Below are 24,365 nucleotides of genomic sequence, written 5' to 3' on the forward strand. Positions count from 1 at the left end.
TCTTAGATAATTACCAATCAAAACCATCATTCGATTCGAATAAAACCAATCCCCTACCTGCTGTTGTAAAAGCGCCATGCATGTCTTTGAGAATGGCTCTGTATTTTCCGTTTTGGTACCAGATAAAAGGGTCTTCGACAGGAAAATCATATCCTTCAGTAACAAAAACTGGTTTGTCATATTTTTTAAAAGGACCTGTTGGCGTTTGGGATGTAGCTATGCAATGCACTACGGGACCACCCATAATCCCGGGTTTCTTTTTCCCTACTGCTTTATAGACCATCAAATAGGTTCCGTCGGGTCTTTGCGTAATAGACGGATTACTAACCATCAAGGGATCAAGAGCTTCAGTATTTGGACTGACATCGATAATAGGTTTGTCAAAGCTTGAACGGTTGACACTGATGAAATATTGACAATACTCCCAGTTTTAGCACTATTTTTTATTGCTTCGCCAAATAGCTGAGTAGGTAAAACGGTTCCAAATAAGTTAAGGTACATGACTTCTTGCAAAGCGCCCATATTCATTTTAAAAATATCCTGTTCTGGTTGAATCACGGCATCTGGCATATTTCCACCAGCTGCATTTACTAAGCCATCAATTTTTCCAAATTTAGAAAGTACTAGATCGCGTGCTCGAATCAAATCGCTCTCAATGGTTACGTCAGCTATCAGAGCAATCGCTGTTCCTCCAGCATCTACAATTGATTTGGCTCTTTGTGTTGCAACTATTTTGTTTCTCCCTAGAATACAGACTATTCCACCTGCTTCATGTATTCCTTGTGCAAATGCTCCCCCTAGAACTCCAGCTGCTCCAGTAACTACTATTGCTTTATTTTTTAATGTAAAATCAGTCTTCATTTTTATCAGATTTTCATTCAGTTTTTTTCCAGTAAACGTCCATTCTTTTGATAGCATCTCCCTCGTATTTGCGTTTGAGCATCCACAAGGGACGTTCTAAAGTTTGTTCCCAAGAAAATATTTTCTTGTACATTTCTTTTACTCTTTCTGGGTTTTGATCGGCTAGATTGTGCATCTCTGAAATATCTTTTTCTACGTCAAATAATTCTGCAGGACGATCTGGAAAACGAAGTAATTTCCAATTTCCATCTCGCATTGCTGATCCAACTTCGCCTTTCCAGAATAATTCTTGGTGAGGTAAATTGGTGTTTTTACCTAAAACAAAAGGCAATAAATCCACTCCGTCAATATCTTTTAAATCCATAATTTTACCGCCTCCTATTTTGTAAAAAGTTGGCAATAAATCAAAAGTAGAAATGGGTTTGTTATAAACTATATTTTCGGGTAAGACGCCTGGCCAGCTCATAATAAAAGGCACTCTGATTCCGCCTTCCAACAAAGTCGCCTTCATACCACTCAAAGGTAAATTATCTGCGGTTGTAGAATCGGTTGGACCACCATTATCATTGGTAAAAATAACAATCGTATTCTTGTCTAATCCTAATTTTTTTAATGTTTCAAAAACTCGACCACAGGCACGGTCAAGAGAAAGTGTCATAGCGGCCAAGGATTTGCGTTTACCCGTTAATTCCGGAAAATTGACCAAATCTTTTTTGTCTGCTTCCAATGGTGCATGAACAGCATTGAAGGCGAGATAGACGAAAAACGGATTGTTTTTGTTTTTTTCTATAAAGGCAATAGAGGCATCTGCCAAAACATCGGTCATGTATTCATTCGATTCTTGGAAGTTTCCAAAACCACGTTCCAACCGATTTTCGGTCTTTACATTTTTATCATCGGGATCGTATTTGTAGTAACTACGAGCCCCGCCTCTAAAACCAACAAAAGTATCAAAACCACGTTTTAAAGGATGAAATTCATCATTACTTCCCATATGCCACTTACCAAAAATAGCGGTTGTATAGCCCAAGTCTTTCATATAATTTCCAATAGTTTTTTGATCTAATGGCAATCCCATATCATCATCCGCTAGGCATGATTTAACCATATAACCTGGCACATTATTTTCTTCAAAACCAAAGCGCTCTTGGTACTTTCCAGTTAACAATCCAGCTCTTGAAGGGCCACAAACTGCAGCGGTAACATAAGCTTGCTCAAATCTCACTCCTTGTTTTGCTAATTGATCTAAATAAGGTGTTTTCATGACTTTGCTGCCTTGAAAACCAAAATCGGAATAGCCTGCATCATCAGAAACAATGAGAACTATATTCGGTTTTTTCTGTGCTATACCTATTGCGGTAAAAAGTCCTATTGCTATAAAAAGCAGTGTTGTTAATTTGTTAATTTTAATACTCATTTTACTAATTTTTAAATGTACCTAAATATTTATACGCTCTGGATTTCTTATTTTAATTGCAATAGCATTTCTTGTAATGTCGCTGTACCCAATTTTAATTTCCACTAATTTAGGCGAAGAACCAGCAGTTTTAAACCGCGGACAATTACTTTGAATGGGGAGTTGAATATTCGAGCTTCTTCTATTCGAAAAAAATAAGACATAAAAAAGGCGGTACATTTTGTAATGTAACCGCCTTTTCAAACTAACTTAAACTAAAAACAATTATGGTCTTAAATTCAATTTTTTCACTGTAATATCGTCCATATAAACTGTTACAGGAGTTGTTCCCCCTATATTATTTCTGGTTCTGAATACAAGTTTACCCGTTCCATTTGGGATCACTACGTTTACTTTTCCGTAAACCCATTGATTAGTTGGAGAACTTGAATTAAATGTAGCAAATTCTAATGCTGGATCTACTTGAGTTGCTCCACTTATTATAAATGTTCTCATTTCAACAGAACTAGTTCCAAAAGTATTAGTCGAAGGAAGGTACGTCCACGCTCCCACTTCGTATGTTCCTCCAGCTACTACAGGAAAGGTAATATCCCCAACATCAGTTCCGTCACTGGTATTCAACAAAGCAGCTACACCACCGTTTTTAACCGTTAGTTTTAATGACTTATTTCCTGAATGTACTTGCTCTGTAGAGTACAAATAACTACTATTGGCTGCTGTACACGGACCACAAAAAGTGATGTTTTGTCTCCAGTTAGTACTTGCTATTCCAATTGTTTCATAGCTATAGTCATAATTTGTTCCTATTAATACATTCACACCACTAGCAGCTGCTTCTCTTGCTGAAAAAGTAGCAGAAAAAACACCATCACTTGTTACTAATGAATTTATTCCTGAGTAAGAAACAAAAGCCTTATCATCATCATAAACGGTACGACCGTTCAAAGTAATAATAAGTATGTTCGTATCTACTGCATCACGGGTAACAGAAGCGATTGTAGATGAAAGACTCGCATTATTCTTATCTGTTAACGTAACCGAGAACTCATTCGCTTTAATTGAAACGGGATCAATTTCTCTACTAAAAACAAGAGAAATTTTACCATCTTTCTTTTTAACTTCAAGAAGCGTTACTGGAGCAGTAGAAGGGATAATCGTAATTAAGTCCGAAAAACTAGTTTTTTCTTCGCCAAATGGTCTAGCCGTATTAGCCAGAAGGTCAAAATTATAATTTCCTACTTTATTGTATCGAACATCTAAAGTTCTTTTATCATTAGATAAAGTTACCACTGTAGCACCTGTAGTCCAAGTAAAACTTGCAGGAGCACCTTCTGCAGATTCTACTACATATCGAACAACACTTCCTGCTGTAACTTGATTCTTCGCACCATTACTCAAATTTAATGGAGCTCCCACAGTTCCATTCGAATTCAAAACATTCACTTTTAGGACCGTTTTAATCTGAGGAAGAACAGTAACCTGAAAAATGGTATCTAACTCTTTCCCTTTGGCAGTATTTTCTAATACAGTGAAGGCATTATCGCTAAAAACTTGTTGTAATCTAACATCATGCACACCTACCACATTGAATATTGCTTTGACATTTGCAGCAGTTGAAGTAACATCATTATCTGAATCAACAATATCAGCAACTCCAGTTGGTAAAGTCCACAATCTAGATTCTACCCCAGAAGAAAGGTCCCCAAGAGTAATACTAGTTCCTATTCTAATAGTATTTGCAAAATTCATTTGTGAGGTTGCGATTACTCTACTATTAGCCTCATTTAAATTGATTGTATCGTATATGTCACTACAAGAATGCAAACCAAATATGGCAATGCAAACCGCTATAACTATTTTGAAATTTGTTTTCATATCTTTTATTTTATAAAAATTATTTATAACCCTTTATTTGATTGCAATTCAGTTGCAGGAATCGGGAAATAGTCATGAAATGAAGACTGATAATTTGCCACAGCTGTTAATGCTAATAAATTAACCGACCCCTCAATTGTCAATGGTGCTTTCCCTACAATGGTAGCAAAATTATCTCTTCTCCAACTCAAGTTAGATCCCAGAGTTGTAAACACATCTTTTACAATTCCCCAACGTACTAAATCCTTCCAACGATGTCCTTCAAAACATAGTTCCAATGGTCTTTCCACCATTTGAAGATGCGTCATTAAATTTTGTTTTGTAGGAGCCACCATAGGTTGAGTTATATACCTTTGTTTACTAATATTAAGTTGAGGAAACGTATTGCTGTTAGCGGCTAAATATTGTTTTAAAGTTTTAACCCCAGCTCTTTCTCTCACCAAATCAATATATTTTATTGATTCTGCAATAGGATCAGATACACCAGCAGGTAGCGTACTTGCATTTAATACAGCCTCTGCATACATCAAATAAACATCTGCCAAACGGATATGTCTAAAATTAATACCACTACGATTTAATGCTATTTCAGCCGTTCCTTGATACCAGTTGGTATATTTTTTTACTATAGCAGTCAATCCTAAACCTCTGTAAGTATGTACTTGAGTATTGGTATTGGTTACACCAAAATAGGTTCCTTCAAAATCTTTTGGAGCTATAGAAGCGGTAAGTCTTTTAGACTGCTTGTTGGTAACTCCTCCAACAGGTGCATTCACAGCATTATTGGTGTCTACTTCGTCACTTAAAAATAATTCATGTAAATAATAATTGGAGATAACCGTATTAAAGCCTCCAAATCCTCCGATGGATGCATATTGTGAACCAACAGCATTTGCCTCAGCACCTGATGCAAATGGAGTATCATCAACATTGTTTCCACTAGCACCTGGACTTGCTGTAGAACTATAAGCTACTTCAAGAATTGATTCTGAGTTAAATTCATTTTGATCTGTAAAATTGTCTAAAATTTTAGGCGTTAAAGTATAAACATTCGAGTCAATTACTTCTTTAAAATCTGTGGCAGCAAGATCCCATTTTTTATCGTATAAATATACTTTTCCGCGTAAGGAAGTAGCTGTACCAGAAGTTACTCTTCCAATATTTAAACCAGTCCATGATGGTGGTAAATTTAGTCTAGCATAATTCAAATCTGGAATAATTATTGTATTTGTAACTTCTTCAATACTACTCAATTTTTTATTAAAATCGGTAGTAGAAACCTCTGTACGAATCACCGCTTTACCATAAGTGTGAATTAATTGAAAATAGAAAAAAGCTCTTAAACATTTAGCTTGAGCTAAAATATTTTCCTTTTCATTTGGCGCAAAAGTCGAAGTATCAACCTTTTCGATCTGACCAATTACTTGATTGGCTCTGAAAATCCCAATATATAATTCACTCCATTTACTTACCACTTGTGGACTATTATCCGTATACGTTAATTGTCTATAAATCAATGGCCTGAAAAAAGTAAAGGTATCTGCAATATCCGCTCTTACTTCTTCATCCGGCAAACCACTACCACTTATTGATTGAAATTGCAAAGCAGCATATACAGTTGTCAAGGCACTATTAAACTGTGTAGGCGTTTTCCAAAATGTAGCCTCAGTTACCGAGTTAGGGTTATTTACCGTTAGAAAATCTTTCTCATCACAACTAGATAGTGATAAAATGGAGCATGTCATTATGGTAATGAACAATGCTTTTTGTTTTATTTTAAATTGTATCATTTTTTTTTAATTAGTTGTTAAAACTTAACTTGAGCTCCTAGAACGAATCTTCTAGCCACAGGATAATTTCCTTTATCAACACCTCTTGTACTTATCCCGTTACCCCCCACTTCAGGATCATAACCAGTATATTTAGTAAATGTAAAAGGATTAAATCCAGTCACATAAAACCTTAAACTTCCAATTTTAACTTTTTCTAGTAATTCTTTAGGTAATGAATAACCAATTGTTATATTTCGAATTCTCAAATAAGTTCCATCTTCTAACCAAAAATCTGATCTAGCTCTAATACTTTCAGAGGATTGACTATTTTTAAAACTTGGAATATCAGAGTTTGGGTTTTGTGGAGACCATTGTGAAAATTGGTCTAAATGTCTTCCTTGTGTATAAGCAAAGAAACGCGCACCATTAAATAATTCAGCACCATAGGATAAATAAGACTGTACCGATAAATCAAAGTTTTTATATTTTAAGTCAATATTCAAACCAGCTTCAAAGGCAGCTTGACCTGAACCTGAATATACACGGTCATTTTCATCGATCTTACCATCTGCAACACCATTTGCACCGCTAACATCTTTATACATCATATCTCCTTTGACAGCAGTTGGATTAATTTTTTTGTACTCCGTTAATTGCTCATTCGTTTTAATTACACCATCATTTTGTAATAAGAAGAAAGCTCCCGCTTCATGACCTACAGCAAAAAAAGTAGTTTGATCGATTCCGTCTCCTAAAGAAACTGTTGGTCTACCATTTGGGTACCCTCTGTCAATCCCGTTCAAATCAACAATATTATTTACGTTTTTAGTAAATGTGGATGAGATATCATATTTCAATCCATTATTTAGCTGATTTTTATATCCTAATGCGATCTCAATACCCTTGTTTGTCATTTTACCAGCATTGATAAAAATAGGATTGTAAACAGTTTCCGCATTTGGTTGTGATGTACCCGCAGAAGGTGGTGTCTGGTATGGTAATAACATATCTTGTTTGTCATTACTATAAATATCTGCATTGAATGTCAATTTGTTTCTAAACATTGCCAAGTCAATACCGATGTTTTTAGAAGTACTGGTCTCCCATTTTAAATCTGGGTTAGAATATCTTCTTTGAATTAATCCAGAAGAAAGTGTTTCATTCAAACCAAATAAATAATTAACACCCGTTTCAATTTGAGAAGTTGCCGTATAAGGTTGAACGTCTTGATTTCCTAATTGTGCATAACTAGCTCTTAATTTTAGGCTTCCAACATTTTTCCCTAAAAATGAATTTTTAAAGAACTTTTCTTCAGAAATATTCCATCCTGCAGATACGGAAGGAAAAGTAGCATAACGATTGTTTAAGAATTTTGAAGAACCATCTCTACGCATACTAGCTGAGAATAAATAACGTTCATCATAACTATATTGAAATCTACCTAATAATCCTGCCAAAGTATAAGTGTTTACAAAACTAGTTGGCGATTTAAATTGTTGACCTTGCCCAATTTCTTGGGTATCGTTTGTAGGGAAACCAATAGCACCAATTGTTAATTGCTTCGAATTAAAATCTTCATAAGAAGAAACCGCAGTTGCTGTTAGACTATGTTTTCCAAATTTTACATTATAGTTCAACATATTCTCAATCACATTTCTCTCAGTAAACGTATACTCTTCTGTAAGTTGCGCTTGAAGAGTTGATGCCGTAGCATTTAACTTTCCATCCAATCCATAAATTAAATACGATGGAATAAAGAATTTTCTTTGATAATCATATTTATTTTTACTTAAACTTATTTTATAAGTCAACCCTTTTAAAAATTCATATTCTAAATTTACTGCAATATTTGAAGAGGATACTTTTCTTTCATCGGTGTTTTGCAATTGTTTTGCTAAAAATCCAAAATAAATAGTATTGTCAACAGGAATGGTTACCACATTATCTCCACTAATACTCAAGTCACCTAAAGGCAGTTGCCAAGGTTTTTGACCTATACTATATTCATACAAACCGAAAGGCTCTTGTTGTCTATTTTCTTCAGTCAAGCCTATAGTAGCGAATGCTTTAAATTTTCCTTTAGTAAATTGAGCATTCAGTCTAGAACTTAATCTGTCAAATCCAGAATTAATTAAAACTCCATCTTGATCGTTATAACTAGTATTAAAATTCAAAGACAAATCTTTGGTACCACCTGAGATTCCTAAATTATAATTTCTAAGAATCGCATTGTTATTCTGCACATCCTTCACAAAATTGGTATCATAGTTCAATAACTCAGGGGTTAATATAAAATACCCCGGAAGATTACCACCATTCAATACCGGTTGTACCGTAAAATCTGCAAACAATTGTTGTTGCGTATTCATTAATGGCGTACCTGAATAAATATTTTGAATTCCAGTATAAGTAGACAAATTCACTGATACATTACCAGGTTTTCCTCTTTTGGTTGTTATTAATATTACACCATTAGATGCTCTAACACCATAAACAGCCGCAGCCGCACCATCCTTTAAAATGTCCATTGTCTCAACTTGATCAGGAGCAATGTTCGGATTTGATTCATAAGGCACACCATCAACTACATATAAAGGCTCTAATTTTCCTAACAAGGAACCTACACCACGTATTTGAATATTTGCTGCTTCTCCTGGTCGTCCACTCGCTGCTTGTACATTTACCCCAGCAACACGACCTTGAATTGCTTCACTAATATCCGAAACAGGAGCGCGATCAATAATATCAGATTTTACTTGGACTACAGCTCCAGTTACTTCTTTTACCTTTTGCTTACCATAACCAACATTGATTACTACTTCATCAAGTACTTTGGAGTCTGTCGCTAATACTATATTGATTTGGGTAGCCGAACCCACTATTTTCTTTTGTGTTTTAAAACCAACATAAGAAAAACTTAATGCATCGGTATCTTTTGCCATAATAGCATACTTACCGTCAATATCTGAAATCACACCAATCTTAGTCCCAGAAACCAATACCGAAACTCCTGGTAATGGGAATCCCGTATCATCTTTAACTTGTCCAGACACCTTTCTTTGTGCATTCATTACACAAAAGCATAGAAGAAAAAACATTATTGGAAATGTTTTTTTCCAAAATCCATTCTTTTTTTTCATAAAAAATTTTTAAATAGGTTAATTAATTTGTCTTTAGTTGTTCTAACAATTACTCAATCAAAACCAATATATATTCCTGATATCGCAATTATTACATCGCAAAATTATATATTCAACACCAAACACAACTAAAAACCAACTTGATTAAAACTGTACACAACTAACAAAAATGAGCTAAAGTCCCTTAAAAAACAGTTAAACTCACACAACTAGACGTGACAACAAACTATATTTTAAATATTTTATTGATGCACTAAAGTGATCTCGACTTAAAACCAAATTCTGGTATTTAAAAAAACATATGTAATAAAAAAAGCTCCGACTTACTGACAGTAAATCGAAGCTTTTTGCAAATAAGGACTTTTATAGGGATCAAAAATCAGCTATGAATTCATTTAAATTATCATTCCTATCCAACTTAAATTTCTTGCGAAGTCGATAACGTGACGTATGCACACTTTCAAATGAAATGCCTAGAAGTGAAGCCATATCTTTACTTGAAAAATTTAATTTTATAAGTGCACAAATCTTTAAATCTGTTTGTCCTAATTCGGGATATTTCTCTTTTAGATTGGTATAAAAACTTTGATTAACAGCCGTAAATCGGGCTTCAAATTCTTTCCAGTTGCTACTAGGTGATCCTTGAATTGTTTTCAGCATTTTGTTAATTGTCCGCACATCAACATCCTTATCATCTGTCAAATTAAGTTTCAACCTTTCTATAAACTCTTCTTTCTCTATTAATTGTAAAGCAGAACTAGTTAATTCCTTATTCTTTAATTCTAAAATGGCTTTACTTTTCACTAATTCCATTTCCTGCTTCTCGGCAATAGATTTGTTCTCTGCCTTATGCTTTCTTCTTATACTTCTTACAAACAAATATCCATATAAAACTAATGAGAGTATTATTATAGTATATAAGATGGATTTCAAGAACCACACTTTTTCTTCACTTTCTAATTGCTCAATACGTTGCTTGTTTAAAATCTCTTGTTCCTTTTGTTTTTGAACCCTATATTTATCATTAATCTCAAACAAATGTTGACTATTTTTACTCCCTTTCCCAAAAACTTCCGCATTTAATTGGCTAGCTAAGTTAGAATGCTGGTAAGCTTTTTGGAAATTTCCAGTTTTTGCATACGTTTTAGACAAAGCCTCATGATCCATGATGATATAATTCTCATGGCTGTGATATTTCCCAGAGAAAGTCAACGATTTTTCATAATACAATATACTTTGACTTACATCACCTTTTAGTCGGTGTACTTCAGCAATCAAATAGTTAATAATGATTAAATACGATGGATCGTTTTTTTCAAAATACAGATTGGATTCTTGTAAACCCTCCAAAGCTGAATCATATTTTTTATCAACTGCCTTCAGAAAAGCCGCTTCGACTCGCACGAAATAATTTTTATCCCCTCTATTAAGTTTATTGTGTATAATTTGACAACTATCCAAATATATTTTTGATTTTACATAATCCCCATTAACACGATATAAATTCAAAATAGAAAAATAATCTTGAATCATTAATTCAAATTTCTTCACTTCCCCTAAGCCTTTATTATTCTTAGTAAGATTTAATGAATTATTGTAATAACGGAGTGCTTCCATATCCCTATCATAGTAACTAAACAACCAACCTAAACCTTGGTAAATCATTGCTTTCGAATAATCATCTTTGGAAGCATCCGCTAAAAAAAGTGCTTTCCAATAGCCATCATAAGCTTTACCATAATCTAATCTGTGGGCGTACAAGTCGGACATATCACGTAAGTTTAAAATAATATTTACGGTGTCCTTATTTTCAGTATTGTATTCGATACTTTTTTTATAATGATAAATAGCCCCTTTATAATTAGTATATTTAATTTCATTTGCCTTCTCTAGGTAAGGATTGGTAGCACTATGCTCCTGACTGTAAAAATGAAAAGACGTAAATAAAAAGACTGTCAATAGAATAAACTTTGTATTTGTTGAAATACAAAATTTATTCAAAAACTTATAAAAAGTATTTCTATTCATATTAAATAATATTTAGTTGGTTTGGAATTTGGTTTATAAATAGTCAATGATTTTGAACCGAACGATACGAGAACAATTCTAAAAGAGTACAATATAGTTACAGTCTAGTTAATAAAAGTAAAAAATTGCCAAAAAACACCAATGTTCAGTTTATGTCTAGTCGATATTAAAAACCAAGAACCATATTTATAAGATATTTGTATCACAGAAATATTCGCATTAATTATGATACACAATTTCATATTTACTATTTTAAAATCCTTTTTTATATCAAAATCTCAGTTATAAACATAATAATCAATTTACCATAAACCCCTTTTTACTAGAAACTTTAAGTTTATCTGGAACAAAATTATAATAAGCTCAGTTCGTTTAGGAACATAAAAAACAATTAATGATTCAGTTTAGAACTCCTTTTTAAACATATAAAAACAATCATAAGAACTAAACATTAGACCCAACAATTACAAATTATATACTTATCATCATGAAGAAAAAAAAGTCCAAATATTCCGTAAAAAAAATAGTTCAGCTCGGCATTCTTAATTTAATTACGGTTTGTGCTTGTGCTCAAAATAACACTCAAGATTTTAATTTTGACTGGAATTTCAAGTTAGAAAACACAACCAATGACAGTTGGAAAAATGTAAACCTCCCACATGATTGGAGTGTTGGTTTTTCTTTTGACTCTATAAAAGGAGAAGGTGCAACAGGATATCTTTTAGGAGGTATTGGTTGGTACAAAAAAGATTTTAAAGTAAAACCTAGCAAAAATGAAACTACCTATATTCTATTTGACGGAATATATAATAACAGTACACTTTGGCTAAATGATAAAAAATTGGGCGAACACCCATACGGATATTCTCCATTTTTTTATGATTTAAGTGCTTATTTAAACAATAACAGCAATCAAATTAAGGTAAAAGTAGACCATTCAAGATATGTAGATAGCCGCTGGTACACTGGATCTGGTATTTACAGAAATGTAAAGTTAGTAACCAAAAACAACCTACATATTCCTATTTGGGGAACTTATATCACAACTCCACAAGTGTCTTTGCAAGAAAGCAAAGTTCACTTAGAAGTTAAGGTTAAAAACAACTTTGATAAGGATGAGACTTTTGACATCATCATAACAATACTTGATGGTAAAGGGCAAAAAGTAGCCGAACAAACCACAAAAGGAAAAGTTAGTTCCAAGAAAGAAACAAAATTCAACATCGATACCACTGTAAAAAATCCAAAATTATGGGATGTAGTGAGTCCTAGTATGTACACGGCACAATTTAAAATTGTACAAAACGGAAAAACAGTCGATGAGAATCAGACTAAATTTGGAATCCGAACTATCAAATTTGATGCGAATACTGGTTTTTACCTAAATGGTCAAAACATGAAAATCAAAGGGGTTTGTTTGCATCATGACGCTGGTCTTGTAGGAGCTGCTGTACCAGAAGGAGTTTGGAGAAGACGCTTTGAAAAACTTAAGGAAGCTGGAGTAAATGCAATCAGAATCTCTCACAATCCAGGTTCAGATGAATTTATTTCGCTTTGTGACGAAATGGGAATAATGGTTCAAGATGAGTTTTTTGATGAATGGGACAATCCAAAAGACAAACGTAAAAACATGAAAGAACAATCAGTAGACGCGATTACCCGCGGATACGGTGAACATTTTCAAGAATGGGCAGAACGTGATTTAAAAAATACCATGTTAGCACATAGAAACCACCCAAGCATCATCCAATGGAGTATTGGAAATGAAATTGAATGGACATACGAACGAAATGCAAAAGCCACTGGTTTCTTTGATAATATGGATTGGAGCGGAAATTATTTCTGGTCACTTCCACCTAATTCTATTGAGAAAATTCAAGAAAACTTGCGCACCCTTCCTAGGGAGAAATACGACATTGGTGAAACTGCTAAAAAACTGGCAAAGTGGACTAAGGAAATGGACACCACTAGATATGTTATTGCTAACTGTATCCTTCCGTCATCAAGTTATGAATCAGGATATGCAGATGCATTAGACATGATTGGTTACAGCTACCGCAGAGTAGTTTACGATTATGGACATAAAAACTATCCTGAATTACCAATAATGGGTACTGAAAACGTAGCACAATGGCACGAATGGAAAGCCATTATTGAACGTCCTTTTATTTCTGGAACTTATTTATGGACAGGTATTGATTATTTGGGCGAAGCCAATAAACAATGGCCTAAAAAAGGAATAGATAGTGGAATATTAGATTATGCTGGATTCGAAAAACCATCCTACCACATGATGAAATCATTATGGAATGATGCTCCTGAATTATATATTGCCACACAAAGACTGAATAAATCAATCTATAAAATTGATGAACAAACAGGAGAGCCTGTAGAAAAAAAGAAAAATGGATGGGAAACTGCGCTTTGGGTTTGGCATGATGTCAACGAACATTGGGAGTACCAATCTGGAGACAAGACAATTGTCGAAATCTACTCGAATTGTGATGAAGTCGAATTGTTTTTGAATGATAAATCATTAGGAAAGAAAAGACTAAACGATTTTGATGATCGTATTTATAAATGGGCCGTTCCTTTTCAAGCTGGAAAGTTAACTGCCAAAGGTAGCAAGTCAGGGAAGCAAATTACCTTTGAAAGAATTACGCCAACAGAAGCTTACCGTGTTCAATTGACAACAGACAAGACTAGTCTCTCCGCAGATGGATATGATGTAGCACATATCGTAGCACAAGTAGTTGATAAAGACAATAACCCTGTAAAAACAGTGAATCCAACAATCACATTTTCGATTGATGGAAACGTAAAAATACTTGGAGTAGATAATGGAGAAGTCGATAATGTTCAGGATTTTCAATCAAATACTATAACCACCTCAAAAGGAAGATGTTTGCTTATTGTTCAATCGAAAAAAGGAGCACCTACAAACGCAACAGTCGAGCTAAAAGAGGTTCTTTTCGAAAACAATAAAATAAATTTCACAGAAAAAACTAATTTCACCAGTAAAATCAAATTAACTAGTAAAAATTAAGTAATATTGTAATACTAATCAAACTTCAATTATGAATACAATTAAGAAAAGTGTCTTTGGACTACTCACAATTGGAATGACACTATCGGCAGTAGGTCAATCTGTAGAATGTAAAAAAGAGGAAGAAAAACAGCTAAAGGCTGATGCCATAAAATATAAAGATAAACTAGGTATTATGGATGTAAATCACTTAAGTGCAGCATCCAAAAGAGCACTAAAGTGGCCTAAAGATTTAGGTAACGAATGGTTTATCGAATTTGGTGGCTTACAACCCCTAAAAGGTGATTTAGCCTACGAAGAAGGTGTCGTTAGAAGAGATCCTAGTGCTATTATCCAAGAAAACGGAAAATACTATGTTTGGTACACAAAAAGTACTGGTCCAACACAGGGATTTGGTGGCGATATGGCGAACGAAAAAGTTTTCCCATGGGATCGTTGCGATATTTGGTACGCAACTTCACAAGATGGTTGGACTTGGAAAGAAGAAGGAATTGCAATTCCTAGAGGAAAAAAAGGTTCTTATGACGACCGTTCTGTTTTTACAGTTGAAATCATGAAATGGGATGGTAAATATTACCTGTGCTACCAAACAGTTGAAGGAATCTACAATGTACGTGTTCAAGAAAAAGTAGGTATGGCTTGGTCTAATTCACCAAACGGTCCTTGGGAAAAATTGGATGCTCCCGTAATTGCACCTGCTCAAAATGGTGTATGGAAAGGTACAGAAGACAATCGTTTCATGGTCGAGAAAAAAGGAGATTTTGACAGCCATAAAACACATGACCCATGTATATTGCCTTTTAAAGGGAAATTTTATTTGTATTACAAAGGAGAGCAAATGGGTGAAGAAATGACTTTTGGTGGTCGCCAAATCCGTCATGGTGTTGCCATAGCAGATAACCCACTTGGACCTTATGTTAAGTCCCCATATAACCCTATCAGTAATAGTGGACACGAAATTTGCGTTTGGCCTTACAACGGCGGAATCGCTTCGTTAATCACAACCGACGGACCTGAAAAAAATACCATTCAATGGTCTCCTGATGGAATTAATTTCGAAATAAAAGCTTCTATCAAAGATGCACCCCATGCAATTGGATTGAACAGAACAGCAGATAATGAAAAAGAGCCAACTGAGATTTTGAGATGGGGATTAACGCATATTTACAATAACTGGAATTACCAAAGCATCATGCGTTTCTCTTCTGAAAGAAAAACAACGCACGTTGCTGCTGGTGAAAAATCAGTAAACGGAAAAACAGAGAAAGCAGAGAACATGCATAAATAGAATAATTCAATTATTCACCAATAACTCCTCTTTTTGGATATACTTTAAAAGTAAATTCAAAAAGAGGAGTTATCTTTTAGGGAAGTGTAGTGATGCAGTATTGTTTTTAACAACATGAATCAATCCATACCTTTAATGTTAAAAAAAAAAACATAAACCACTAACAAAAAACAACTTAAAAACAGTTTCCGCTTTATTGTTTAGTTTATATCTAGTTGCTTTTTATCACAATCATAGCTACTTAAACTACATTTGTATGTACTAATATGTATTAACACCAATACCACCAAACTATGAAATTTTTCAAAACACTAATGTTCATTACTTTTTCTATTGTCATAGCGGCTGCATGTACAAAAGACGAAGCACCAGCGCCGACTCCCAAAGCTACTTCCATTAGCACCAAGACTCCTGTGGGCGCAACTTTATATTCTGAAATTGAAACAGGAGGAACCATTACTTTAGGAAATGACAATTTAACAATTACCGAAAGAGGAATCTGCTGGGGAGAAACCACCAACCCAACTACAGCAACCAATAAAAAAATAACTACTAGTACTTCCAATACATTTGATCTCACTTTGACAGGATTAAAAGAAAACCAAATCTATTACCTAAAAGCCTATTTTGTAGCTGGTTCCGTAACTTTTTATGGTGATCAAAAACAACTGACAACTGCCAAAAAACCAAGCGAAGTTAGTTTTCTACCAAGTGCTGGAAACAATAAAAGTTGGGTTATTCAACCTGTTTTCTCCAATGAGTTTAATTATGATGGAAAAACAGCCGATTTTACCACCAACTGGCAAGACCGTTTCTTTAATGGATGGACAGGAGCTCTTCCAACTGTATATTCTGCTTCTCAATCAACCATTACTGGTGGAGAATTAGTCTACAAAGCTACCATCGAAAAAAAATCAACTGGAGATATAATTCGAACAGGAATAGTTACTTCTAAAACTAAAGTCGGCTATCCAATGTATATGGAAGCACGAGTGAAAATTAGCGAATCGTCATTAGCTTCAGCTGTTTGGATGCTCAGCGAAGACTCAACTCAGGAAATTGACAATCTAGAAGCTTATGGCGATAAAACGAATGATTACTACTTCAAACGTTTACACTTAAGTCATCATGTCTTCATAAGAACACCATTTCAGGATTACCAGCCATCTGGTTTGGAAACCTATTATGCTGATGGCAAGGGAACACAATGGGCAAACGATTACCATAATTATGGAGTATTATGGTTAGATCCTTTTACATTAAAATATTATGTAGATGGTGTACTAGTAAGAACAACGCCAATCAACCAAATTGACCCTAATAATTATGCTGGTGGAACTGGACTTACCAAGGATATGTATTTAATTATTTCGGCCGCATCCCAACCCTGGAGACAATCACAAGGCATAAATTACTTTACTGATCCATCCGTGTTGGATGATGCTCGATCAACCATGCGCGTAGACTGGATTAGAGTTTATAAACCAGAATAGAGGATACATAAACTAGTTAAAATCAAACTTATTTTATAAATATATTTTTTTTTCAAAGTCAAATAAATAAAACTATTTTTGCACACTATCTAGTACACAATCAAATGACTCAAGAAAAAGAAGATTTAAAATCAAACTATAACGTTCCAAATTTAGAAAGAGGATTACAAATCATAGAATTATTAGCAATGCACCCAAAAGGACTTACTTTGTCTGAAATCCTTCAGACTTTGGACGTAACCAAATCTAGTGCCTTTCGTATAACCAATACTTTGATTTTTAAAAACTATCTTCAAAAGAACGAAACCACCAAAAAAATCACGCTTTCGAGAAAGATGTTAACCTTGGGGATTTCTTCAATGAATGAGCAAAGTATTGTCGAATTGTCGATTGATATCATGAGAGCGTTACGTGACGAGTTGAAAGAATCAGTAATGCTGGGCGTAGTTCTTGGTAATAGCGGTACTATCTTAGAACAAGTCTCCTCCTCCTATCCTGTAAAACTTTTTGTTGAATTGGGAACGCGTTTCCATTTGCACAGCTCGGTTGGTGGAAAATCAATTTTAGCCTTTCTTCCAGACGAAGAAGTAGATGCCATTTTGAGTTCGGTTAAATTTGAAAAATTCACCAAGAATACCATTACTTCCAAAAAAGAATTTAAAGAACAATTAAAATCTGTTCGAGAATTAGGATATGCCATTGATAACGGCGAAGATATTCAAGGAATCCATTGCATTGGCGCTCCTGTTTTTAATGAGCAAGGTAGTCCTGTTGCCTGTCTTTGGATAACAGCTCCTCATGGTCGGTTACCCCATTCGGAATTTGAGGAAAAAGGAAAGATAATCGCTAAGTATGCTTTAGAAATATCTACTAAACTTGGTTATATCGAAAGGTAAACAACTACAAACCAATTAGTAAAAAGTACCTAAGATTTTTAGGTACTTTTTTTATTTCCTTTTTTTATTAACGAAACTTGTTTCAAATGTGAATAAAAAATCACTTTTAAAGTAAGTTACTTTCGTTCATAAGTCTTATATTTGTTCAAATAAGAAACAAGTTTACTATTTGAAACAAATATAAAGATGAAAGCAACTATTTATGAAGGGAATAAAACCTTCACTGTAATTAACAAAGAAATTGAAAATCCAGCAAATGGAGAAGTACGAATCAAAGTAGCCTACGTAGGTGTATGTGGAACTGACGTGCATATCTACCATGGAATGATGGACAAACGTGTGAGTATTCCAGAAACCATTGGACACGAAATGTCAGGTACGATTGATGCTGTAGGTGAAGGCGTAACAGGATATGCTGTTGGAGATAAAGTTGTTGTTCGCCCTTTGGATGACCGCAAAGCAAAAGCATCTGATAAAGGATTTAATCACATTTGTGAGGAATTAAAATTCATCGGAATCGATAGCCCAGGTGCTATGCAAGAATACTGGAATGTTCCAGCTTTTACACTTCACAAATTAAAAGACAATACCGACTTAAAATTAGCTGCTTTAATTGAGCCTCTTTCTGTTGCAACTCACGATGTACGTCGTAGTGGCTTGGTAAAAGGTGAAACTGCTGTGGTTTTAGGTGGTGGTCCAATCGGTTTATTAGTCGCTATGGTTGCCAAAGATGCTGGAGCACAGGTTATCATCTCTGAAGTTAACGAAAACCGTATTGCAAAAGCTAAAGAATTAGGTTTTGATGCTGTAAACCCTATCAAAATTGACTTAGTTGAATATGTAAAAGGAAAAACAGAAGGTCGTAAAGCCGATGTTGTTTTTGAAGTTGCAGGTGTTCAACCAGCACTTGACATTATGTGTGAAGTAGCAGGAATTCGTGGTAGAATCTTAATGGTAGCAATACACGGAGAGAAAAAACCAGTGGATTTATTCAAATTTTTCTGGAAAGAATTAAGCTTAATCGGTGCGCGAGTGTACGAAAAAGAAGATTACGAAAAAGCAATCGAATTAATCACAGCAAACGAATTGCCTTTCGAACAAATGATTACAGACGTTCAGCCTTTATCCAACATCCAACAAGTTTTTGAAAACATTGACAAAAACCCAGAAGGATTGAAAGTATTGATGGATTGTCAACTTTAAAAAAAAATAAAAAGTAAAATATGAAAGAATTATTTGATTTATCAGGTAAAGTTGCACTTGTAACAGGTGGAACTCACGGAATTGGAATGGCATGTGGAAAAGCACTAGCAAAAGCGGGTGCAAAATTATGTGTAAACGATATTGATGACGCAAAATTAGAATCTTGTAAGGCTGAATACGCTAAAGAAGGTATTGAGGTTTACACGATTAATTTCAATGTATGTAGTGAAGATGGTGTAGATAAAGGAATTAGTACAATTGAAGCAGAAGTTGGACCTATTGATATTCTAGTTAATAATGCAGGAATTATCAAGCGTGTACCCATTTTAGATATGCCAATAGCTGATTTCGAATTAGTACTTAATGTTGATTTAGTTGCACCATTAATTTTAGCAAAACGTGTAGCTCCAGGAATGATTAAAAGAAGACACGGTAAAATCATTAATATGTGTTCTATGATGAGTGTTTATGGTCGTCAAAATGTTTCAGCTTATGCAGCAGCAAAAGGTGGTTTAAAATTATTAACAGCCAATATGTGTTGTGAATGGGCAAAATATGGTCTACAAATAAATGGGATTGGACCTGGTTATATAGCAACTGAACAAACAGCGCCGATTCGTGTTGGTGGGCATCCTTTTAACGATTTAGTAATGACTCGTACACCTGCAAACCGTTGGGGAGAACCAGAAGATGTTGGAAATGCTTCTTTATTTTTAGCTTCAAAAGCAGCAGATTTCGTAAATGGTCAGGTTTTATACGTTGATGGAGGAATTTTAGCAAATTTCGGATATGTAAAAGGCGAAAACGACATATAAATTCTTAAATAACTCATCTGGTTAATAAAATAAATAAATATGAGCGTTTTAGATACATTTAGTTTAAAAGGAAAAGTAGCCTTGGTTACAGGTTGCAAAAGAGGAATTGGTAAAGCGATGGCAATGGGGTTGGCACAAGCAGGTGCTGATATTATTGGTGTAAGTGCTTCATTAGAAACAGAAGGAAGTGCAGTTGAAAAAGAAGTAACGGCTTTGGGTAGAAAATTCAAAGGATATACTTGCGATTTCGGCGACAGAAAAGCATTATACGCTTTCATCGAAGCAGTGAAAAAAGACTTCCCTACCATCGATATTTTGGTAAACAACGCAGGAACAATCTTAAGAGCTCCAGCTGCTGAACACCCAGACGAAATGTGGGATCAAGTGATTGAAGTAAATCAAAACGCACAGTTCATTTTAACTAGAGAAATCGGGAAAGAAATGATCGCTAGAGGAAGTGGGAAAGTAGTTTTCACGGCTTCATTATTAACGTTCCAAGGAGGAATAACTGTTCCTGGTTATGCTGCTAGTAAAGGTGCAATTGGTCAATTGACTATGGCTTTTGCTAACGAATGGGCAGGAAAAGGGGTTAACGTAAATGCAATTGCACCTGGATATATCAACACCGATAATACAGAAGCATTGCGTAATGACCCAGTTCGTTCGGCTTCAATCTTAGGAAGAATTCCAGCAGGTCGTTGGGGAAAACCTGAAGATTTTGCAGGACCAACAGTATTCTTATGTTCAGAGGCTGCTTCTTACATGCACGGTACTACGATGCTTGTTGACGGTGGATGGATGGGACGTTAATCAAATAACAAAAAATGATATTATTACAAAGAATAGCCTTTATAGCTCTAAGCATTCTATTTTTTATGACAACTTCAGTCCTGGCGCAACCCGGGTCTGAAGTTTCTCATAAAGACAACAGCCAGTTATCACAAGATTTGAGTGGTTTTAAATGGAAAATGAAAATGATGTTGCCTGGCGAAGGTGTCAAGGCAGGATTACACCAATTACCACCAGAAGATATTGAGACACTAGTGTGGAATTCTGCACAAGTGCCAGGAGATGTGTACACTGACTTATGGAAAATAGGTGCTATTGAGGATCCGTACTTTGGACGTAATAGCGTAAAAGCACAATGGGTAATGCACTACGAATGGTGGTATGCACTACAATTCAATGTTACTCAAGATTTAAAAGATCAATTGGTTCGAATTGATTTTGACGGAATTGATTATGCGTGCGATATTTGGTTGAACGGAAATTACTTGGGAAGTCACGAAGGTGCTTTTTCACGTTTTTCATTCGATGTAAATAAATACATTCGCAGCAGCAAAAAAAACTTAGCTAGTACTAATATGTTAATGATTAGATTGGCTCCTCCCCCACAAGTCAACGCCAAAGTTGCAGGTAGAAAAACACCTTGGTTTGGCGATTATTGGAGAGATTTAATTCCGTTTGGAATTTATAGACCAATCAAAATGGTTTATACTGGAAAAACAAGAATTAAAGATGTTTACCTACGACCAAAAATCGAGGACAACAACAATGCAAAAGTAACGCTAGAGGTTGAAGTTGAAAATACAGATTCGCAACCCAAACAAATGACGTTTACTTCGACTATTCAAGGTAAAAACTTTGAGTCTGAAGTAATCAAAACAGAATTTACCGAGACCATTGCTCCCGGAAAACAAACAATCAAGAAAGACATTTTTATAAAAAATGCACAACTATGGTGGCCTTGGGATTTAGGAAAACCCAATTTGTACATCAATAAACTGTCCTTGGCAGAAAACAAAATCAACCACGATTACAAAGAAACAACTTTTGGTATTCGTGAAGTAAAAATGGAATGGAATCCTGGTTTTACTAGAGATGAAGTGAGTTTTCCTAGAACTACGCTCATTAATGGTAAAAAAATATATATCCGATCGGCTTGTTGGGGCGGACCTCCAGACATTTTTACTGGTCGTACCTCTGACGAAAAATACCGAAAATTAATTCAGCTTGCCAAAGAAGCAAACATGAATAATATTCGAATATTTGGATGGCACCCCTCTGAGTTACCTATTTTTTACGAATTGTGTAGCGAAGCTGGAATTACAGTTTGGAATGATATTATTCCACTAGGAACTGGAAATTTGGCTAGAGATGAGGAATTTATAGCAACCACAATTGCCGAAGGAGTTGCCGTAATTAGAGAACGACGCAACAACCCATCCTTAATTATGATGGAAGGTGGCGAAGAAATGATGTTGCGTTCTGCCGATCCTGCATTTACTAGAATGTTCTTGGAGCGTCTTGGAAAAGCATTGCAAGCAGAAGTAGATTTACCTTACGTTCCCGATTCACCTATGACCGATGAACCTTCGCAAGAAGCAGGTTTTAAACCAAAAGAAGCCATTCATGCACTTGCTTATTTCTACGGAATGGGGCATTTGCCTATGGAAGATTGGTACAAAAAAATAGATTTTCCGATTGTACCTGAGTTTGCAATCACCTCTGTTCCCAATATCGAAAGTTTGAAGAAATTCATTCCAGCAAATGAAATCTGGCCTCCGGGACCAAGTTGGGGACATCATTGGGCAGATTTGGACCGATTGAGAGCGCAAAATTTTGATGCTTTTGGCAGCGAAAAAACAGGTTCATTACAAGAATTTGTAGATGCGACACAAGATTCTCAAGGGATTATCTTTCAATTAGGAATCGAACATTTTAGACGTAACAAACCCAAAAATAGTGGTGTTGCGCTTTGTCACTTTATTACCTACTGGCCTGATATGAAATGGGGAATTGTAGATAATTACCAACAAACAAAACGTTCCTACGAATTTGTAAAAACAGCCTATCAACCACTTTTAGTCAATTTGGATTTTGCTAAAAGAAGATGGCACAACGACGAAACATTCCAAGGTCAAATTTGGATTGTAAACGATTTTTATAAAGAATACAGCAATTGTGTTGCCAATTTCACAATAGAAAATGACAAAGGAAAAACCATAGAAAAAGGATCTTTTGAAGTTTCGAAAGTTGGCGAAAACAGTTCCCAAAAATTCTTTGATATAAAAACAGATAATCTTAAAAAAGTGAAATCTAATTTTTATGTCAAATTAGAATTGAAAGATCAAAATGGTGTGGTTATTTCAACCAATAAATACCAATTTTTGATTGGAGACCATGACCAAGCAGCCAAAGAATTCAAAGAAATGGGTGCTGAAATTAGAAAAAGAAACGGAATCTATAAATATTCTAATTACAACCAATTCTACGATAAATTAACGCGTGAAAATGGTGAAGAATATGAAAGTGAAACCGATACTGTAATAGCAAGAGGATTTAAAAATAAAAAATAATTTAAACTTATAAAAATGGCAGAAATTAAAGAATACCAATTATTTATAAACGGCGAGTGGAGAACTTCTACTTCTGGTGCTACAATTGATGTTTTAAGTCCTTCTACTGAAGAGATTGTGGCAAGAGTACAAAATGGAACGGCTGAAGAAGCTCTTGAAACATTAGCGCATGCGGATAAAGCACAAAAAGAATGGAAAAAGAAACCAGCTAGAGAAAGAGCTGATTTAATGTATAAGTTCTCTAACGAAATTAAAGCTAACTCTGAATATTTAGCGCAATTAATCGTAAAAGAACAAGGTAAATTACTAAAAGTAGCTCGTTTTGAAGTAGCAGTTGCCTCTTCTTTTATTGAGTATGCTTGTGAAGGTGCACGTCGAATTGAAGGAGATATTATCCCTTCAGACAATGCAAACGAGCAAATTTGGATTCAAAAAGTACCTCGTGGCGTAATTGTAGCGATTACTGCTTGGAACTTTCCATTTGCACTAGCGGCACGTAAACTAGGACCAGCTTTGATTGCGGGAAATAGTATTGTAATCAAACCAACATCCGAAACGCCATTATCTACTTTAGAGTTAGGAAACATAGCGAACAAAGTAGGGATTCCTGCCGGAGTAATCAATATCCTTACAGGTCCTGGTAGAGCTATGGGGAATGCTTTGGTAAAAAGTCCAATAACCAAAATGGTTACTATGACAGGTTCTACCCCGGTTGGGCAAGATATTGCTCGTAATGCTGCCGAAAATTTAACGCATGTACAATTAGAATTAGGTGGTAAAGCCCCTTTTATCGTTTTTGCAGACGCTGATATTGACGCTGCTGTAGATGCTGCTTTGCATTCTCGTTTTGACAATTGTGGTCAAGTGTGTACCTGCAACGAACGTATGTACTTACACGAAGATATTTATGATGTTTTCATGGAAAAATTTATTCCAAAAGTAAAAGCATTAAAAGTTGGTGACCCAATGTTGGAAGATACAGATATGGGACCAAAAGTAAACGCCGCCGAATTGAAAGCGATGGAGCATTTGGTAGCTGTAAGTGTAAAAGAAGGTGCAACAGTTGCGACTGGAGGTAACAAACCAACAGGTCCTGGATTTGAAAAAGGATATTGGTTTGAACCAACTATTTTGACCAATGTAACACAAGATATGACTATTGTTCATGAAGA

At 35.0% G+C, this 24,365-nt stretch carries 16 protein-coding genes; 9 read left to right on the top strand and 7 right to left on the bottom strand.

The genetic code is table 11. The features are described from left to right. Positions 1-10: 10 nt before the first annotated feature. The 7 genes from M2326_RS12910 to M2326_RS12940 all read right to left on the bottom strand — a co-directional run bounded on the left by M2326_RS12910 (position 11) and on the right by M2326_RS12940 (position 11,093). Entirely contained in the window at positions 11-334 is a 324-nt protein-coding gene (locus M2326_RS12910) for a glycoside hydrolase family protein (protein ID WP_264619972.1), read from the bottom strand. Next, complete coding sequence (locus M2326_RS12915) at positions 331-861, bottom strand: SDR family NAD(P)-dependent oxidoreductase (RefSeq protein WP_264619973.1); 531 nt, start codon at positions 859-861, stop codon at positions 331-333. The genes M2326_RS12910 and M2326_RS12915 overlap by 4 nt, the downstream gene beginning before the upstream one ends. 13 nt (positions 862-874) lie before the next feature. Next, positions 875-2,278, bottom strand: coding sequence for a sulfatase (locus tag M2326_RS12920; RefSeq protein WP_264619974.1), 1,404 nt, complete (start codon positions 2,276-2,278; stop codon positions 875-877). A gap of 264 nt (positions 2,279-2,542) precedes the next feature. Further along, the gene (locus M2326_RS12925) at positions 2,543-4,153 is read right to left on the bottom strand and encodes a hypothetical protein (protein WP_264619975.1); all 1,611 of its coding nucleotides are present in this window, start codon (positions 4,151-4,153) and stop codon (positions 2,543-2,545) included. A gap of 23 nt (positions 4,154-4,176) precedes the next feature. Continuing rightward, the gene (locus tag M2326_RS12930; protein ID WP_264619976.1) at positions 4,177-5,943 is read right to left on the bottom strand and encodes a RagB/SusD family nutrient uptake outer membrane protein; all 1,767 of its coding nucleotides are present in this window, start codon (positions 5,941-5,943) and stop codon (positions 4,177-4,179) included. Positions 5,944-5,960: 17 nt separating this feature from the next. Further along, positions 5,961-9,065 (bottom strand): SusC/RagA family TonB-linked outer membrane protein, encoded by a 3,105-nt coding sequence (locus M2326_RS12935; protein WP_264619977.1) that lies wholly within the window; start codon positions 9,063-9,065, stop codon positions 5,961-5,963. A 372-nt stretch (positions 9,066-9,437) separates the two neighbouring features. After that, entirely contained in the window at positions 9,438-11,093 is a 1,656-nt protein-coding gene (locus M2326_RS12940; RefSeq protein WP_264619978.1) for a helix-turn-helix transcriptional regulator, read from the bottom strand. A 487-nt stretch (positions 11,094-11,580) separates the two neighbouring features. On the opposite strand from M2326_RS12940, the gene M2326_RS12945 reads away from it, so the two are divergent. The 9 genes from M2326_RS12945 to M2326_RS12985 all read left to right on the top strand — a co-directional run. Next, positions 11,581-14,139 (top strand): glycoside hydrolase family 2 TIM barrel-domain containing protein, encoded by a 2,559-nt coding sequence (locus tag M2326_RS12945; RefSeq protein WP_264619979.1) that lies wholly within the window; start codon positions 11,581-11,583, stop codon positions 14,137-14,139. Between the two features lie 31 nt (positions 14,140-14,170). Next, on the top strand, positions 14,171-15,427 hold the full coding sequence (locus tag M2326_RS12950; RefSeq protein WP_159086036.1) for a glycoside hydrolase family 117 protein: 1,257 nt from the start codon (positions 14,171-14,173) through the stop codon (positions 15,425-15,427). Between the two features lie 293 nt (positions 15,428-15,720). Then, positions 15,721-16,920, top strand: coding sequence for a family 16 glycosylhydrolase (locus M2326_RS12955; protein ID WP_264619980.1), 1,200 nt, complete (start codon positions 15,721-15,723; stop codon positions 16,918-16,920). 104 nt (positions 16,921-17,024) lie between these two features. Then, entirely contained in the window at positions 17,025-17,816 is a 792-nt protein-coding gene (locus tag M2326_RS12960) for an IclR family transcriptional regulator (protein WP_108741606.1), read from the top strand. Between the two features lie 186 nt (positions 17,817-18,002). Then, the gene (locus M2326_RS12965) at positions 18,003-19,019 is read left to right on the top strand and encodes a zinc-dependent alcohol dehydrogenase (protein ID WP_108741607.1); all 1,017 of its coding nucleotides are present in this window, start codon (positions 18,003-18,005) and stop codon (positions 19,017-19,019) included. Between the two features lie 20 nt (positions 19,020-19,039). Further along, positions 19,040-19,834 (top strand): gluconate 5-dehydrogenase, encoded by a 795-nt coding sequence (locus tag M2326_RS12970; RefSeq protein WP_108741608.1) that lies wholly within the window; start codon positions 19,040-19,042, stop codon positions 19,832-19,834. Between the two features lie 39 nt (positions 19,835-19,873). Continuing rightward, entirely contained in the window at positions 19,874-20,644 is a 771-nt protein-coding gene (locus M2326_RS12975) for an SDR family NAD(P)-dependent oxidoreductase (RefSeq protein ID WP_264619981.1), read from the top strand. 14 nt (positions 20,645-20,658) lie between these two features. Continuing rightward, positions 20,659-23,193 carry a glycoside hydrolase family 2 protein gene (locus M2326_RS12980; RefSeq protein ID WP_264619982.1) on the top strand — a complete coding sequence of 845 codons (2,535 nt, stop codon included), beginning with the start codon at positions 20,659-20,661 and terminating at the stop codon, positions 23,191-23,193. Between the two features lie 15 nt (positions 23,194-23,208). Next, the coding region (locus M2326_RS12985) for an aldehyde dehydrogenase family protein (RefSeq protein WP_319800846.1) at positions 23,209-24,365 on the top strand (1,157 nt) is incomplete at its 3' end.

Source organism: Flavobacterium psychraerolatum, assembly GCF_025960985.1.
In the GTDB taxonomy this organism is placed as follows: Bacteria; Bacteroidota; Bacteroidia; order Flavobacteriales; family Flavobacteriaceae; genus Flavobacterium.